Raw genomic sequence first — 16,140 nt, 5'->3', positions numbered from 1 at the left:
GCTTATAATGAATTAACTATATAGGCATTAGCCCTGATGTACGGGCGGCCGCATAAGGAGAGATGTATCGTGAGCAAGGGAAACAAAGAATGGTTATGGGGCGCAGCCATTGGTGCGATTGTAGGTTCGGTTACAGCGTTGTTATTTGCTCCAAAATCGGGGAAAGAGCTTCGCAAAGACATTGCTGAAGGTGCGCGTCAAGTTGGTGAGAAAACGGAGGAAATCGCCGGAAAAGTTAGTGAACAAAGCGTTCATTTAGCGGAGAAAGTAAAAGAAACCGCCGGAAACCTTACCCAGGATATCCAGGCTTGGCGCGAGTGCAAAGGCGAAGAAGGCAACGAGGTTGGCGATGAAGCGCAGATTTCAACAATCGCCCTGGAGACTGATCCGGGGGAAGCAGCCGAGCTTTTGGAAACGGCCTTAACCGCTGAGACAGCCGCGGCTGGAGAGGGATCCGCAGTTGACGAGATATCCTTTAGCGCAGAAGAAACCCAGGCATTGGAAATAGAAGCCGTAGAGGAGCAAGCAGCTTCCGCTGAAGGGAACAAGAATAAGATTTAATGCTAGTCGAATATGCTCTGAAAAAGACCCAGCAGGGTCTTTTTCTCAGTTATGGCACGTTAAGCTGCCAGGTTCTTTCCTTGTCACGGTCTCCTCATATAGGGTAATATTTATTTAGTACATTTTATGATGAATAGTCATAATGTAACGTAGGGCATTTAAACTAAAATAAAAGGAAGCGGTATGTTCGTGCAGCAAGCCATCGCAATACTAGACTCGGGAGTGGGCGGTCTTACTGTGGCCAAGGAAGTCATGAGACAGCTCCCCAGAGAGAAAATTATCTATTTCGGGGATACAGATCGTACACCTTACGGACCTCGCTCCCCGGAAGAGGTCACTTTATTTACCGAGCAAATCGTGGATTATCTGATTCAATTTGATCCCAAAATGATTGTCATCGCGTGTAATACTGCAACAGCAGCCGCACTCGAGCATATTAAGAAGAAGGTTAGCGTTCCCGTCATTGGGGTAATCCATCCTGGGGCAAGGGCGGCAATCAGCGCGACAAAGACAGGAAGAGTCGGCGTTATCGGAACGATAGGCACAATTAATAGTGGAGCCTACACGTCGGCTTTGAAGGAGTTGAACCCTGGCATTGACGTAGTAAGCGATGCATGCCCTGAATTCGTTCCACTTGTTGAGCAAGGACAGTTCGAGACGCCGGAAGCAAAGCAGGTTGTAGAGCAATCTTTGCAATGGATGAGGTTGCATCCGATCGATTGTTTGATCCTGGGATGTACGCACTACCCGTTCTTGAAGCGCTCAATTCAGGAGGTTATGGGGCCTAATGTGAAGTTGATCAGTTCAGCGGATGAGACTGCACGGGAAATTAGCACGGTACTGTATCAGAAAGGACAGTTAGCCCGTGGTAATGAAATGCCAATACATCAATTTTTTTGTAGTGGAGATTCTGAAATGTTCAGTAAAATCGCTCGCCAATGGTTGGGAGAGCAGATTGAGCTGACCCCCATCGTCTGGCAGATATCCACCCCAACTTGAGTCGGAACATGAGAACAACCTTTGCTGGAAGGATTGCTATCCGGCAAAGGTTGTTTTTATGTAATTGGCGGTCGAAGAATACTGTCGAAAAATAGGAACAGCAGCATTAATCTGCCGCAATACGATATAAATGTCCAATTGCCCGTCGCTAGGATGCGCCTCCGGACAAATTTTGAGCCCACCGTCATAGCTGGGCACACTGGTAATGGCGGTTAACCATGCAGGTGAATATAGTTCAGTCATTCCATCGCACATAAATTTGGATGAAGGAGGATTAGGGATGCAGTTTCTCGCCATGTTGACCATGCTGATCGATCATGTAGGACTGCTGTTTTTTCCGGACCAACCTCTATGGAGAATCATTGGCCGCATCGCATTTCCTTTATATGCATATGCTCTAGCGCAAGGGCATCAGCATACATCCTCTCACAGCAAATATGTGATCCGGTTGTTTAGTATTGCTGTTGTATCACAAATACCGTACCAATTAGTATTCGACACGAATGAACTGAATGTCGTTGCCTCTTTATGTGTTGCTGCGGTTCTGCTGCGCGCGCTCGACAGACTGTCTCACAGTTGTTTCTCGTTTATATTGATTGTATTCGTTTGCTTCTTATTTGAGATATTTCCTTTTGAATATGGGGCATATGGACTGCTTCTCATGCTTATATTCAATTATATGAAGTCGGGCCCAATGCTCGTAGGAATGCATTTATTGTTAAATTTGGCTGCTCTGTTTACGTACGGTTGGATTCTACAGCTATTTAGTATTATTCCGACCATGTTGATCGTGTATGGACCGAATCTGTGGATAAGGCTGGAGTCGTGGCGTATGCCCCGCTGGTTCTGGAGACTGTTCTACCCGGCACATTTAGCCGTACTTGCGCTGATCCTTTATTTCATAGGCAAATAACGGATTGTTTCCAGTGTCGTCTGTAGTCTTAAATGCAACGTGGAAGCACCCCAATCAACCAATGATTTGTTAAGGGAGGGATGCTGATGGCGTCAGAGAGCAGTGGCCAACAACCTATTGTGCGCGTGCATGATGGGTACCGTTATGAGGATGGGATAGCCCATATCGGACGGTTATTAGAGCGTTATTCTAGTTTGAGGCGTGTGGAAATTGGAAAAAGCGTATTGGGTAAATCGATCGATGCGATTGTCATTGGCAAAGGCGCAGAGTGCGTTCATGCGAATGCTTCTGTCCATGCCAACGAATGGATCACCACGCCGCTTCTGCTACGGTTCATAGAGCAATTGGCCGCCTTATATGAGTCTGTACCCGGCATTGAGGATCATCGCCATAACAGTCAAGTCATGAAATCGTTGAGCGATGTATTGAGTGATGTTACATTATGGGCGGTGCCGATGGTGAATCCGGACGGCATGAACTTGTCGCAGGATGGCTTGTGGCCGGGTTGCCCCTTTCGAGTGCAGCTCATGGAATGGAATTCCGGGCAAGAGGACTTCAGCCGTTGGAAGGCGAATATTCGCGGCGTTGATTTAAATGATCAATTCCCCGCAGGCTGGGAGGAGGAGCGTCTACGTCGGGGCGTTGCTGCCCCGGCTTCTCAGGACTACGGGGGAGAGCATCCGCTTTGTGAGCCGGAGGCGTTTGCCCTTGCCGCTCTGACAAGAAGGATCAGCTTCAGCAGGGTAGCATCACTGCATACTCAAGGCCGCGAGATCTATTGGAATTACCGGAATCTGGAGCCCGCTTACTCAGAAGGCTTAGCTCGACGGTTAGCGAAGGTTAGTGGATATGAGGCGGTGAAACTTATGGACAGCGATGCGGGGTATAAAGATTGGTTCATCAGCGAATTTCGCCGTCCCGGCTTCACAATCGAAGCGGGAGAAGGTGTTAACCCGCTGCCGCCAGAGCAGTTCGAGCAAATTTACAGCGAGATTTCGTTATTGCTGGCCGCGTTTATCCGGGGGTAACCCCGGGTTATTTTTTTAATCCGTCAAAATAGGGTATTGTAAATTGCAAGTTGTATCTCGGATAATGGATAGAGTGTCAAGTTTCTGCGAATTATGACAACAATGAAGTAAATGCAAAAAGGAGGAGGGAGCAGCATGAAATGGAGAAGATTATGGTCGCTTCGGCATTGGTCGCATATTTTCCGTCGTGTTCCGAGGCTGCTGGCATCATCACGAATTCCTATCCTGGACAAGCTGCTGCTCATTGTACCTGCTCTCGCCTATTGGGTATTGCCTGATGTGCTGCCGTTCATTCCAATTGATGATATGGCTGTAACTATGCTGCTGATGGATTGGTTCGTGACTAGGGCGGAACGCAAGCATCCCCCCACCTTGAAATGATAGTGGGTTGAACGCGTACCGGCACTTGCGTGAACAAGAGACATTCTTTACAATAGGAATGTTAGGTTCTTAGGTAGTCATTAGAAGATAGGAGCGATCGTATGAGCGTCAAAATTACCCGCAATGCGGCGAAGGTGATAAAGAGGGAACTGGAAAAGGAAGAGAACAAAGGTCTTACGCTCAAAGTGTTCATCACCCATGCTCATGGTGATCATGCACATTATGGTCTCGATTTGGTCAAGCGTTCCAACAATGACCAGGTTGTGGCTACAGATAAAGAAATTGATGTTATTATTGATCTGAACGAACCGCTTCTCGAAGGCGTGAAGATCGATTATTTGTATTTCCCGCAGGAAGGCTTCGTGATCACGAACCCGTCCAAAGGAAATCACGGTGACCACTAGCATTGAAAGAAGAAGGGATTTACCATGGCTAATGACATTCGAGTATGCGATAAATGCAATCATATACGGATGAAGACATTCGTGCCCAAGCTTCAGAAGCTTGCGCCTGATGCTGAAATTAAGATCGGCTGCAAATCATATTGCGGGCCATGCGGCAAGCGGGCGTTCGTATATATTAACGGACGTTACATCAGCGCTCCAACAGAGGAAGAGGTGCTGGACAAGGCGGCTCCTTTCGTGAAAAAGCCGAAATCGAAGTGATTGCAGAAGTGAACTTAGAAGATGAGCTGCTTATCTGTCGTAGATAGGCAGCTCTTTTTGTACGGCATCTAATTTATTTTGAAACCTGACCCTCATTGGAAGTTCAACGATAATGCTGAATCAAATTGGACTGAATAACCCGATCCGATATGGATAGGCGAAGCTTCGCTTCCTCATTACCTCGTCGGCAAGGCTCCAAGCTCGTAAGCCTCCTTGTATCCAAGCTGTAGCATTGACCGTTATCGAATATGCCGTCGGCGGATGGAATGTAGTACACGCGGCCGTCGGTGAATGCGCCGGAACGAAGGGCGATAAAGCGGTCGCTGCTGCTAAATAAATTGTTGCCCATCATAAAATAGGACTCGGTCGGAATACCTAGCAGGTGCAGAAGCGAGGGAGCCATATCCAGCTGTCCGGCAGGCTCCTTATACACTCCGGCTTGTCTATCATCTGGAAGATGAATAAGCATTGGGACTTGATTCATAATCTGGTGCATGTCCAATTCGGATAGAGAACTTCCTAAGAATTTCTCGTAAGCACTCTTATCTTTAATGGAATTATCATGATCCCCGTATACATATAGAACCGTATGATCCCAAAGCCCTTTCTGTTTCAACCCTTCAACCAATTGTCCCAATGCTTCATCGGCATAATGCACGGACTGCAAATAGTTGCCGAAGATAGTGCCTTCAAAATCCCCAACATTGAGCTTGCGTTCTGCAGCGGGCAGCTGGTAGGGATGATGGCTTGTTAATGTGATGAGAAAGGAGTAGAACGGCTGTTCCGTACCCTTGCTCATAAAATCTAGCGATTGACGAAAGAAGGATTTATCCCCGAGTGACCAGCCAAGCGCTTCATCCATGACATAATGTTTTTTGCTGTAAAAATGATCGTAACCCATCGCTTTGTACATCACATTTCGATTCCAGAAGCTGCCTTCATACGCGTGATAAGCGCTGGTCTCATAGCCATGCATGCCAAGAATTTGCGGAAGCGTATCATAATCGTGATTCGGATAACGGACGAAGACCGAGCCTGTGGGAAGGGGATGCAGGGAGCTATTTGATGAAAAATCGGCATCTGAGGTACGTCCTTGCCCTGTCTGATGATAGTAGTTAGCAAAGTACATGCTGTCCTTCATCAGACTGTTGAAATGAGGTGTAATCTCCTCCTCACCAACTGTCTTTCCGATGATGAAATTCATAAGCGCCTCTATCTGGACAACGACAATATTGCTGCCTTCGTAGGCGCCAAAGGTGTCGTCACCCTTGCCCATTGCTCTTGCCTTCGCAGCGCTGCGGAACCATTGCTGGATTTCCTCATGCTCTTTAGCGGAGAGCGAAGGCTTACTGCTGAAGTGGTCCTTGGCATAGCGATATCCATCGTAATAATGGAAACCAAGCAATCCCGTAATGTTATAGAGGGATAACGTCCACCAGTTGCCGACAAACAAGTCGCGTGCCCAGGTGTTCTTGTAATGGTTGATTGGCCCCATCGTCATGCTGTAACCAATGGCAAAAGCGAGCAATCCGGTTAGCAGGCGGCGAATCGGCCGCTTTTTGTATGTTGCGCTGCTGGCTGCACTATCGTGGCTTGATAGGCTATGGTTACTTGATACACTATCGTGGCTTGATGTATTATCGATGTTTACTTTGCCTGCGTTACTTGATGCATCAATATTGCTAATTGTACTTACATTCCCTGCTCGGCCTATTCTATGACGTATGATCCTAAAGCTTAGCACGGCGAGCCCAATGAGCCAGTCGGCGATCAGCCATAGGTCGGATCTCAAGATTAAGGATGAAATGCTCTCGCCCAGTTCCCCGATTTGCCCTGCTTGAAGCAGAACCGGTATCGTAAGAAAATCCTGAAAATACCGATAGTAGACCAGATCAGCAAAAATTACACCGGTAAGCAAGACATTCAGGAGCAAAAGGGCAACCGACCGTTTACGCCCATGCAGCCATAGCGTCCAGAAGGAAGCGAGGATAATCGATCCGATGGCAATGATATTATCCAGCCTATTCATATCAATATTGTTGGCGTTTAAGTTGTGATGGAAATAACGGAGCTTTCCGAACAGTACAATGGTGAATAAAGCATATTCGAAATGGCGGTAGCGTAAAAATGGGGCTTGCAGCCGATGTTTCAGCTTTTTATAGCTATAATTGAAAATTTGACTTGCTCGCGTTAGCACGAATTAAGCTCCTTTCAAAGGGGAAACCCCTTCCGGCGGCATTAGTGCCGTGGAGGAAGGGGGCCAAGAAATTGCAAGTATTGACATTCAATTCGGCCGTTATACAGCTTGCGGCGCTTGTCCGCCTTGCGATGGAAATCATGCTCAAATTGCTTGGTAGGCGTTAATGCGAAGAACGACCAGGTAGGCAGTCCAGCCGCAACCCGGCCAAGCTGGGATATCAGCTTGCGGACTTCTTTCTCTTCACCGATCCTCTCGCCGTATGGAGGATTCGTGATCAGGCAGCCGTATTCGCCTTCAGGCTGTATTTGTACCGCAGGTATAGTCTGAAAAGTAATTTCCTTGCCGAGACCGGCGCTCTTCGCGGCAGCATTGGCAATCTCAATCGCTTTCGGGTCGATATCGCTGCCCGCAATGCTTAGCGGAATATCATCCTTGACTGCGTCGAAGGCTTCCTCGCGAGCCTGCTGCCAAAGCTCCTCCGGAAGAACAGGCCATGCTTCGGAATTGAATGAGCGACGTAGTCCCGGCGCGATATTCCAGCCGATCAAGGCTGCCTCGATAGGCAATGTGCCTGATCCGCAGCAAGGATCGTAGAATGGTCGCGACGGATTTTGGTTCCAGCGGCTGAGCAAGATCATAGCTGCGGCCATGGTCTCCTTCAGTGGGGCCTCTGTTGCGTGCTTGCGATAGCCCCGTTTATGTAATGCCGGTCCTGTTGTATCTAAGGTCAACAGTGCTTTGTCGTTCAAAAGATTGATCTCGATAACATAACGCGGGCCGTTCTCTTCGAACCATTCCGTGCGATAGGATTCCTTCAGTTTTTCGACAATCGCTTTTTTGACGATACCTTGACAGGCGGGTACGCTGCTCAACTGGGACTTGTGGGAGCGGCCTTCGACTGGAAACTCGCCATGGGCTGGGATCCAATCCTGCCAAGGCAATGCTTTTGTTCCTTCAAACAGCTCATCGAAGGTAAGGGCGGAGAATTCGCCCATTTTGATCAGTACACGGTCAGATGTGCGCAGCCATAAATTGCAGCGGCAAATGTCGATGAGATCTCCCGTGAAATTTACTCTCCCGTTCTCAACCATCGTATCTTCGTAGCCTAGTTCTTTCAGTTCTCGGGCGACGACGGCTTCGAGCCCCATCGGGGAGGTTGCAATTAATTGCAGTGGACCTGGCATAAGAATGTATCAACTCCGTTTTATCAGTTTTAACAAGTTGCGGTGATTTTAGAAAGTGAATCACAAATGTGTCCACTAATGGGAACCGCTAAATATGAATGACTCATATGAACCACTAATCTGATTTACTAATGAATTTACTGATTGAATTACGCTAAACCTAAGCTTCTGACAATTTTCGCTTATGTAAACCTCTATTGTGGTAACCGCCTAAAAACCATACAATTCAGTATAGGACAATGTCAATGAAGATACAAACGGATTCGCTATGAATTCGAGTGAGAGGAGCCATATTTATTATGATAACACCTGAACAATACGGTGAGGAATTATATGCTGAAGATGAACAGCTGAATAAAGTGAAGCAATCTATTCTGGACAACGGGATCAGAGATGTATCAATCGTACCGGGCTATGGCAGATTATTGACTTTGCTGGCTAAATCGTCCAAGGCTCAGTCCGTACTGGAAATAGGTGCGTTGGGCGGATACAGTGGAATATGTTTGGCAAGGGGACTCTCTGAGGGAGGCAAGCTGCTGTCACTGGAACTGAAAGAGGAAAATGCGGCTTTGGCGCGTAGAAATATGGCTGATGCAGGTTATGGGCAAATTGTAAACTATCGAATCGGCCCTGCTCTAGACAGCCTCATTGAATTGGAACGGCAGGGGGAGCGGTTTGATTTCTTTTTTATCGATGCGGATAAGGAGAACTACCCGGCATATTTAGAATATGCGATTAAATTGGCCTTGCCGGGGGCGATTATCGCAGGTGACAATACACTGCTTCGCGGCCGTACTTTGAATCCGGATAAGAATGGCCCAGCCGTGCTCGCAATGCGCAAGTTTAACGAAATGATAGCCCGGGACGAGCGCCTGATCAGTGCCTTTCTTCCAGCCTATGATGGTCTTGCGCTCGCTATGGTCAAATAGATACATCTTTAGAGTCTTTAGAGTCTTTTGATCGCTTGCCTGGGAAGGTATTCGATCCGGGCATTGGTTGCATTGTGTAGGCAGTTGGCAGCTGTCTTTGCAGTTCAATTTTCATAAGCTGTGGGACACTAAATGCTGGACACAAAGTGGCTGTACACGAAGTGCCGTGAACGAAGTTTTGTATGCCAAGCTGCTGTATACTGAAATTTCTGGTACCAAGCTGCCGAACACAAATGGACTTCATGTATCTAATTATGCTCAAAACGAATGATTCAGGGGATTAGATGGATTTTATGCACCTAAAATCAAAGATCCAGCCCATGACTGGAAATTCTCCTTTTCTAATGACACGAAATCCATTTAAATCTACATTACCTTCTTTGCCGCGGAAACTAAATACTATAAACCCTCTTATCATATCCCAATTATCGCGTGTGTCTAACGCTAGAAGGAACAACCTCGCCAATCGGCGAGGTTGTTTTAACAGGAGCAAACAGAGGCTGTTACGCACACCATCTTTTTAAGCAAACTATCATGCCCGCGTTACACCGTTAGCTGGTGCACAGTCGTGTGCTAGTCACATCATGCCCTTAGGCCGATTCATACGTCCAGGCTATTGTGAAATGGCCCTGTCCTACGCATGACACCGTTCAGTGAAGCGAGCCCAGTTAGCTTTGATCATCCATCCCGTTTTCGTTTACTAGCTTCCCTGCCTCTGCCTGCTGTTGGGCTATGCCTTGGAACTACGTCACAATGTTAGCCCTTATTTCAGCGCTGAGAGCTTTGGTTTACCATACAGCTTCAATCTAACCCAGACCGTGTTGCACAAGAGCAATACTCCTGAAATGATGAAGATTCCCTCAATGCCGATATACCCGGATAGAAATCCGCCGATCAACGCACCGAGCATATTTCCAAGAGCCAGTGTACTGCTATTAAAGCCGAAAGCACGGCTCTCCATGCCGTCAGGGGTATAGTGTCGTATAAGCGAGTTAACGCTCGGCAGTAACCCGCCCATAAATACCCCCATCAGGAAGCGGATAATAATAAGCTGCCATACGCTTTGAACGAAGGCCTGCGGAATTAGTGTCGCAGCAGCTCCGACTAAGCAGTAGGTTAGAATGCGGTGTGCTCCGATCTTGTCGCTGACTCTTCCGAGCACGGGGGAGGTAATCATGTTTGATATGCCGGTGGCCGCGGTGACTACGCCCGCCCAGAACGGGACATTGGTTGCAATGCCGTGCAGATGTTCCACATAGATCGGTAGAAGCGACATCGGGCTTAGCATCGCGAATTGCAGCAAGAAAGTTACTGCAAATAGCGCAGTCAATTGTGGTGTTTTGTTCAGCTCGATAAGTCCCTGCAGAATAGAGATTTGTGGAACATGCGCTGCTTCCTCGCGATCGAATTTTTCGCGCACGAACAGAAGAGCAAGGACAGAGGCGACGAATAGCAATATCCCTGTAATATAGAAAATAGGCCGGAATCCAACCCATTCCGCCAGTAATCCACCGATAAGCGGACCAAGAATCGTTCCAGCAACAATACCGGATTGCACTACACCCATCGCAAAGCCCATACGCTCTTTCGGAGCAGTGCCTGAGACGAGAGCGACTGCCGCCGGGTTGAATCCGGAAATCGTGCCATTCAGCATGCGCAGGGCAAGTAGATGCCAGGGCTGCGTGGCGAAGCCCATTAATGTGATAACGATCGCCATCCCAAAGCCGGAACGCAGCAGCATAATTTTTCGGCCGTACCTGTCAGCGAGTTTGCCCCAAATTGGTTGAAAAATAAAAGCTGTGGCAAAGTTTGCGGCAAATATCGACCCGGCCCACAAACCGATCGCTTGCTCGCCCTGCACGTGCAGATCTCTTGCCAAGTAAAGAGACAGAAACGGAGTGATCATGGTCATGCCGGCATTGACAAGGAACTGGCCGAACCAAAGCACAAGGACGTTCACTTTCCAAGTATTGTCCTTCACTTTTTCACTTCCTTTCTGTACAATCTCGCCTGTGTATAATATTTTCCATAAACGCACTAATTATATCATACCTAAATTAAGTATCCCGATAGAGGATGTCATAGTATTGTCATTGGCAGTCAAGGTGTGACAGTTGTTACTTACTTTTAAAAAGGGCATAATGTAATATAGGGAAATTTTAAATATTGGGGGCTAGCTTACATGAGTTATAATGATCGGTTTATTCGTGCCTGTCTCGGGCAGGAAGTGGATCGTACTCCTGTCTGGTACATGCGCCAGGCTGGGAGATATGACCCGGAGTATCGCAAGATCAAGGAGAAGTATAGCTTACTTGAAATTTGCCTTCAGCCTGAGCTCGCTGCTGAAGTAACGCTCATGCCAGTAAAAAAACTGGGCGTGGATGCTGCTATTTTATATTCAGATATTATGAATCCGGTTGCTTCAATCGGTATTGATTTTGATATTGTTAAAGATGTCGGACCGGTCATCCATAATCCGATTCGCACGAAAGAGGATATTGACCGACTCAAGCCGATTGATGTAGAGAAGGATCTATCCCATATCCTGAAGACGATTTCGATTCTGGACAAGGAGCTGGAGGTTCCGCTCATTACGTTTGCGGGAGCTCCATTTACGCTGGCCAGCTATTTGATTGAGGGCCGACCTTCAAAGAACTATATTCGTACCAAGAGCTTAATGTATGGTGAACCTCAGCTATGGCACACGCTGATGGAGAAGCTTGGGGACATGGTTATCACGTACTTGCGCGCTCATGTTAAGCATGGAGGGAAGGCGTTCCAACTGTTCGACAGCTGGGTAGGCGCTTTGTCGGCTAAGGATTTCCAAATTTTTGTGCTGCCGACGATTCAACGTATATTTGCAGAACTGAAGGATTTGAATGTACCAAAAATTTATTTCCCAGGCGTCAGCTCAGGAGAGCTGTTACCGACATTAACTGACCTTCCGGTGGATGTGATTGGTATAGACTGGCGCGTTCCGATCCGCGAAGGCCGACGCCGGACTAGCGGGAAGTACGCCATCCAAGGCAACTTAGATCCACTAGTATTAACTGGGCCAATGGAGGTTATTAAAGAGTATGCCCGGGAAATCATTGATCAGGGAGTTGAGTCGCCAGGCTTTATATTTAATTTGGGACATGGTCTATTTCCCGAAGCTTCGCTGGATAAGCTCCGCGAGCTGACTGAGTATGTTCATGATTATTCTTCCGAAGCTATTTCGCGGCAGAAGCTGCAGACGACATAGATGAGATACTGACTGAAGCCACTCATATATAAATAATTCAAATATGAGGAACATCAACTAAGGAAGTTCAAGAGGAAGCATGATTGTAGATCGATAAGCCTTAATAACGAAGAGAGAGGTGAGGATAATCGTGAACAAAATAGGTGTATTAGTCATGTCTTACGGAACACCGGAGAGTCTGGATCAAGTAGAACAGTATTATACTCATATCCGCCGGGGGCATCCGCCTACTGAAGAACAACTGCAGGAGCTTAAAGACCGTTATGAGGCGATCGTAGGTGGTGTGTTCCCGCTGCGGGCGAATACGGACAGTCAGGTAGCAGCTCTTCAAGAGACGTTAACCCGTATGAATCCGAACGAGGATCAGCAATTCGTATGCTACCAGGGCTTGAAGCATGCCCGACCATTTATTGAGGATGGAGTCGCCCGGATGGCTGAGGACGGTATTACGGAAGCGATCGGTATTGTCCTTGCTCCACACTATTCGATCATGAGTGTAGGCGGTTATGTGAAGCGTGCTGAGGCTAAGGCGGAGGAATGCGGCATAAAAATGAGATTCATTCATAGCTATCATCTTCATCCGAAGCTGATCCAGGCTTTTGCAGATCGTGTATCCAGCAAGCTCGATCTGTTCGAGGAGGCGGGGGCAGAGCGGAGTAAAGTCAAAGTATTGTTCAGCGCGCACAGCTTGCCCGAGAAAATTGTCGCGATGGGTGATCCATACCAGGATCAGCTGCTAGAGACGTCTGCCGCTGTCGCAGAGAAGGCTGGTGTGACTTTGTGGGACTTTACCTGGCAAAGCGCCGGTCGCACGGCAGAGCCTTGGCTGGGGCCGGATATCCTAGATACGCTCCGAACTCTTAGCCAGGAACAGGTCGAGGATGTACTTGTGGCCCCGGTAGGTTTCGTCTCTGATCACCTGGAAGTGCTGTATGATTTAGATATTGAGGCTAAAGCGATTGCCAAGGAGCTTGACATTCGGCTTGAACGCATCGATTCTTTAAATACGGATCCCTTATATATGGAGACATTAAGTGAGGTCATCCTTAACACTTGGACAAAGGAATGAATGGATTATGAACGATGCTTCCCGCAAGGTGGCCATCATTGGCGGGGGCTTGACCGGACTTAGCGCCGCCTTCTATATTCGTAAATTTTACAAAGAAAAAGGGTTTAAACCGGAAATTGTAATTCTGGAACAGGATAAGGTGCTCGGCGGCAAGATTGAGACGCTTCACCGTGACGGCTTTGTCATTGAGAAAGGGCCGGATTCTTTTCTGGCCCGTAAAACAGCGATGATTGATCTGGCACAGGAGCTGGAGATCGACCACGAATTGGTATCTACAAACCCGGAAGCAAAGAAGACGTATATCGTCAATCAAGGACGTCTTCATCCGATGCCTTCGGGGCTTGTACTCGGGGTACCTACTGAGCTGGGACCATTTCTAAAAACAGGACTTGTTAGTTGGCGTGGCAAGTTTCGGGCATTGATGGATTTGGTTCGTGCGCCGCGGCAAAGCTCAGAGGATGAATCGCTAGGAGCTTTCATCGAGCGCCGCCTTGGAGCAGAAGTGCTGAGCAATATGACGGAACCGCTGCTGGCGGGCATTTATGCCGGAGACACATATCGTCTTAGCCTCCAATCGACGTTTCCGCAATTTGGCGAAATGGAGCGGAAATATGGCAGCCTGATCAAAGGGATGATGACGGGCAAAAAGCCTGTGGAGACGCATACTGGCACGAAGAAGAGCGCCTTCCTGACCTTCCGTCAAGGGCTGCAAAGTCTTGTCCATGCTCTTGTGCATGATTTGGACGATGTGGAGCAGCGTCTGGAGACGAAGGTAAGCTCTATTGAGGACCACAGAGGCAGTGATCAAGCAGGTTACACAGTTGCACTTGCTTCCGGAGAGCGGATTATCGTCGATGATGTTGTCGTGACAACACCTGCCTTTGCTGCTGCTGATTTGCTGCGACCGCTTGTAGACGTCAGCGAACTAGATGCGATTAACTACGTTTCCGTAGCCAATGTCGTGCTGGCCTTCGAACGGCAAGACGTCAGCGGATCGTTTGACGGTTCCGGCTTCTTAGTCCCTCGTAAAGAAGGGCGCAACATTACGGCATGCACCTGGACTGGCGTCAAATGGCTGCACACGAGCCCTGAGGATAAGATGCTCCTGCGCTGCTATGTCGGGCGCTTTGGTGATGAGGAGAAGGTGTCATATCCAGATGCCGATTTGATAGAGCTTGTACGGAAGGACTTGCGGGAACTCATGAATATTACGGCAGAGCCGTTGTTCGTAGAAATTACCCGTTTGCCGAAGTCTATGCCGCAGTACCCTGTACATCATTTACAGCATATTGCTGAGTTTCGGGATAGGCTGGAACGAGAGCTGCCGGGCATTTATGCTACCGGTGCGGCTTTTGATGGAGTTGGCCTTCCGGATTGCATTCGCCAGGCCAAGGAGCTTGCGGAACAAATGGCAAGCAAGCTTGCCGTTCAGAAGTAAACGTTATGAATCAGGAACCCTTCGGCTTGAAAATAGGCGAAGGGTTCTATTTATTTCAGGTTACCTGATATAATAAAATCATCGGTGTAGTGATTTTTCTCCTCATGTATGAAGCGAGTAGTATAATGAGGGTTCAATCATGAGCTTGAACCATGGTTTAAAGGAGTTTATGATGTATCCACCAAGATCAGAGAAATATCGGACAAAAAAACAGGAGAAACAGCGCAGGCAAAGCCGTTTCTGGCTTACACTAAATGTGTCCCTCATTATCGCTATCATTGCCTTGGGGGCCTATTACTTCGTTGAAGAACGCACTTCACCAGGCAGTGGGCGAAGCGAGGAGCCGGCTTCTGTGGAATATTCCTTGAATCACACATCGGAGGATCCTGCCGAGGGCAGAGATATTTCGAAGGCGGATGAAGGGAGTCCTCCATCTGCTCATGAGCAAGACGGCCATCCGGCTGCTGACGAAATAGACGAAGGAATGGAGATTGAATCTCCTGATGATGAGGAAGCTCCGCCTTTGTTTGAGGATCAGGAAGACGGGGAGACGGTTCAACTTCATTTTGCCGGAGACACGATATTTTCGGGAAGCGTCGCATCGATGCTGGAAAAGGAAGGATATCAATATCCCTATGAGCATGTTCGCGATTTATTCATTAGCGATGATTTGAGTGTGCTGAATCTGGAGACGCCAGTCACGGACCGAGGCACGCCGGCTGAAGATAAATCATTTGTATTCAAGGCCTCGCCCAAGGTGCTGCCCTCTATGCTTCTAGCAGGGGTAGACGCAGTGAATTTAGCGAACAATCATACACTGGATCAAGGTATCGAAGGCCTGCTCGATACGATTAAGCATCTAAAAGACAGCAAGATTCATTATTTCGGAGCCGGAAAAAATAAGCAGGATGCCTACGCCCCGGTTTATCTGGAACGCAAAGGAATTAAAATGGCTCTCTTCGGATTTAGCCGGGTCATCCCTCATGCAGATTGGGCTGCCGGCAAGAACAAGCCAGGCTTGGCTGTTGCTTATGACCCTAAAGAGGCAGTAAAAGCGATACAAGGCGCTAGGGAGAATGCCGATCTCGTAATCGTTGTTACCCATTGGGGGAAGGAGCGAGCAACAGTACTGGAGAAGCACCAAACCTCCCTGGCGCATAGCTTTGTTGATGCTGGGGCTGACCTGATCATCGGTGGTCATCCTCACGTGCTGCAAGGCCTAGAACGATACAAAGGCAAATGGATTGCCTATAGTACGGGAAATTTTATTTTTACTAAAAATCCTACAGCTCCCGATACTTTGGAGACAGCAGTATTTGAAGCGAAGTGTACAAAGCAAGGGGACTGCCAAATGAAATTGCATCCTTTCCGCACAGACATCGGCCAGCCTGTTCCATTAAAGGATGAAGAGGGAGCTCAGTTGCTCAAGAAAGTGGAGAGTTTGTCTAATAATATTAGTATTGATAGCTTGGGAAATGTGCACAGTCTCATTAAAGAGTAATTATTCATATTATTTTATGTCATCAGCT

16 protein-coding genes are annotated in these 16,140 nt (G+C 47.9%); 12 read left to right on the top strand and 4 right to left on the bottom strand.

From position 1 onward, the window contains the following. Positions 1 to 69 precede the first annotated feature (69 nt). Positions 70 to 561, top strand: coding sequence for a YtxH domain-containing protein (locus EIM92_RS19260; RefSeq protein WP_125084206.1), 492 nt, complete (start codon positions 70 to 72; stop codon positions 559 to 561). Positions 562 to 744: 183 nt separating this feature from the next. After that, the gene (gene racE / locus EIM92_RS19255; protein WP_211344393.1) at positions 745 to 1,560 is read left to right on the top strand and encodes a glutamate racemase; all 816 of its coding nucleotides are present in this window, start codon (positions 745 to 747) and stop codon (positions 1,558 to 1,560) included. A gap of 36 nt (positions 1,561 to 1,596) precedes the next feature. On the opposite strand, the gene EIM92_RS19250 is transcribed toward racE, so the two are convergent. Next, complete coding sequence (locus EIM92_RS19250) at positions 1,597 to 1,803, bottom strand: hypothetical protein (protein ID WP_125084204.1); 207 nt, start codon at positions 1,801 to 1,803, stop codon at positions 1,597 to 1,599. A 37-nt stretch (positions 1,804 to 1,840) separates the two neighbouring features. On the opposite strand from EIM92_RS19250, the gene EIM92_RS19245 reads away from it, so the two are divergent. The 5 genes from EIM92_RS19245 to EIM92_RS19225 all read left to right on the top strand — a co-directional run bounded on the left by EIM92_RS19245 (position 1,841) and on the right by EIM92_RS19225 (position 4,547). After that, on the top strand, positions 1,841 to 2,473 hold the full coding sequence (locus EIM92_RS19245; protein ID WP_125084203.1) for a TraX family protein: 633 nt from the start codon (positions 1,841 to 1,843) through the stop codon (positions 2,471 to 2,473). A gap of 86 nt (positions 2,474 to 2,559) precedes the next feature. Further along, on the top strand, positions 2,560 to 3,501 hold the full coding sequence (locus tag EIM92_RS19240; protein ID WP_125084202.1) for a M14 family metallopeptidase: 942 nt from the start codon (positions 2,560 to 2,562) through the stop codon (positions 3,499 to 3,501). Positions 3,502 to 3,636: 135 nt separating this feature from the next. Further along, positions 3,637 to 3,882 carry a YkvA family protein gene (locus EIM92_RS19235; RefSeq protein WP_125084201.1) on the top strand — a complete coding sequence of 82 codons (246 nt, stop codon included), beginning with the start codon at positions 3,637 to 3,639 and terminating at the stop codon, positions 3,880 to 3,882. A gap of 101 nt (positions 3,883 to 3,983) precedes the next feature. Then, positions 3,984 to 4,286, top strand: a complete 303-nt coding sequence (locus EIM92_RS19230) for an iron-sulfur cluster assembly accessory protein (RefSeq protein WP_125084200.1) — start codon at positions 3,984 to 3,986, stop codon at positions 4,284 to 4,286. Between the two features lie 24 nt (positions 4,287 to 4,310). Beyond that, a complete protein-coding gene (locus tag EIM92_RS19225) occupies positions 4,311 to 4,547 on the top strand; it encodes a YuzB family protein (RefSeq protein ID WP_125084199.1) in 237 nt (78 codons plus the stop codon). Positions 4,548 to 4,650: 103 nt separating this feature from the next. Here the strand turns inward: EIM92_RS19225 and EIM92_RS19220 are convergent, their stop codons facing one another. Together EIM92_RS19220 and EIM92_RS19215 are read right to left on the bottom strand one after the other, a co-directional pair. Further along, entirely contained in the window at positions 4,651 to 6,744 is a 2,094-nt protein-coding gene (locus EIM92_RS19220) for an LTA synthase family protein (RefSeq protein WP_246021066.1), read from the bottom strand. A gap of 41 nt (positions 6,745 to 6,785) precedes the next feature. Continuing rightward, on the bottom strand, positions 6,786 to 7,931 hold the full coding sequence (locus tag EIM92_RS19215; RefSeq protein WP_125084198.1) for a THUMP domain-containing class I SAM-dependent RNA methyltransferase: 1,146 nt from the start codon (positions 7,929 to 7,931) through the stop codon (positions 6,786 to 6,788). A gap of 299 nt (positions 7,932 to 8,230) precedes the next feature. Here EIM92_RS19215 and EIM92_RS19210 point away from each other — a divergent pair, with 299 nt between their 5' ends. Beyond that, the gene (locus tag EIM92_RS19210) at positions 8,231 to 8,860 is read left to right on the top strand and encodes an O-methyltransferase (RefSeq protein ID WP_211344392.1); all 630 of its coding nucleotides are present in this window, start codon (positions 8,231 to 8,233) and stop codon (positions 8,858 to 8,860) included. A 763-nt stretch (positions 8,861 to 9,623) separates the two neighbouring features. On the opposite strand, the gene EIM92_RS19205 is transcribed toward EIM92_RS19210, so the two are convergent. Further along, positions 9,624 to 10,841 (bottom strand): MFS transporter, encoded by a 1,218-nt coding sequence (locus EIM92_RS19205; RefSeq protein ID WP_125084197.1) that lies wholly within the window; start codon positions 10,839 to 10,841, stop codon positions 9,624 to 9,626. A gap of 201 nt (positions 10,842 to 11,042) precedes the next feature. Here EIM92_RS19205 and hemE point away from each other — a divergent pair, with 201 nt between their 5' ends. From hemE to EIM92_RS19185, 4 genes are all read left to right on the top strand, one after another. Further along, positions 11,043 to 12,104, top strand: coding sequence for a uroporphyrinogen decarboxylase (gene hemE / locus EIM92_RS19200; RefSeq protein ID WP_125084196.1), 1,062 nt, complete (start codon positions 11,043 to 11,045; stop codon positions 12,102 to 12,104). 127 nt (positions 12,105 to 12,231) lie between these two features. Further along, complete coding sequence (gene hemH / locus EIM92_RS19195) at positions 12,232 to 13,173, top strand: ferrochelatase (RefSeq protein WP_125085280.1); 942 nt, start codon at positions 12,232 to 12,234, stop codon at positions 13,171 to 13,173. A 7-nt stretch (positions 13,174 to 13,180) separates the two neighbouring features. Beyond that, a complete protein-coding gene (gene hemG / locus EIM92_RS19190; protein WP_125084195.1) occupies positions 13,181 to 14,611 on the top strand; it encodes a protoporphyrinogen oxidase in 1,431 nt (476 codons plus the stop codon). Between the two features lie 172 nt (positions 14,612 to 14,783). After that, positions 14,784 to 16,112, top strand: a complete 1,329-nt coding sequence (locus EIM92_RS19185; protein WP_125085279.1) for a CapA family protein — start codon at positions 14,784 to 14,786, stop codon at positions 16,110 to 16,112. Positions 16,113 to 16,140 lie beyond the last annotated feature (28 nt).

The organism is Paenibacillus lentus, assembly GCF_003931855.1.
In the GTDB taxonomy this organism is placed as follows: Bacteria; Bacillota; Bacilli; order Paenibacillales; family Paenibacillaceae; genus Fontibacillus; species Fontibacillus lentus.
The sequence above is the reverse complement of the archived record's forward strand: the minus strand, read 5'-3'. Positions and strand labels throughout refer to the sequence as shown.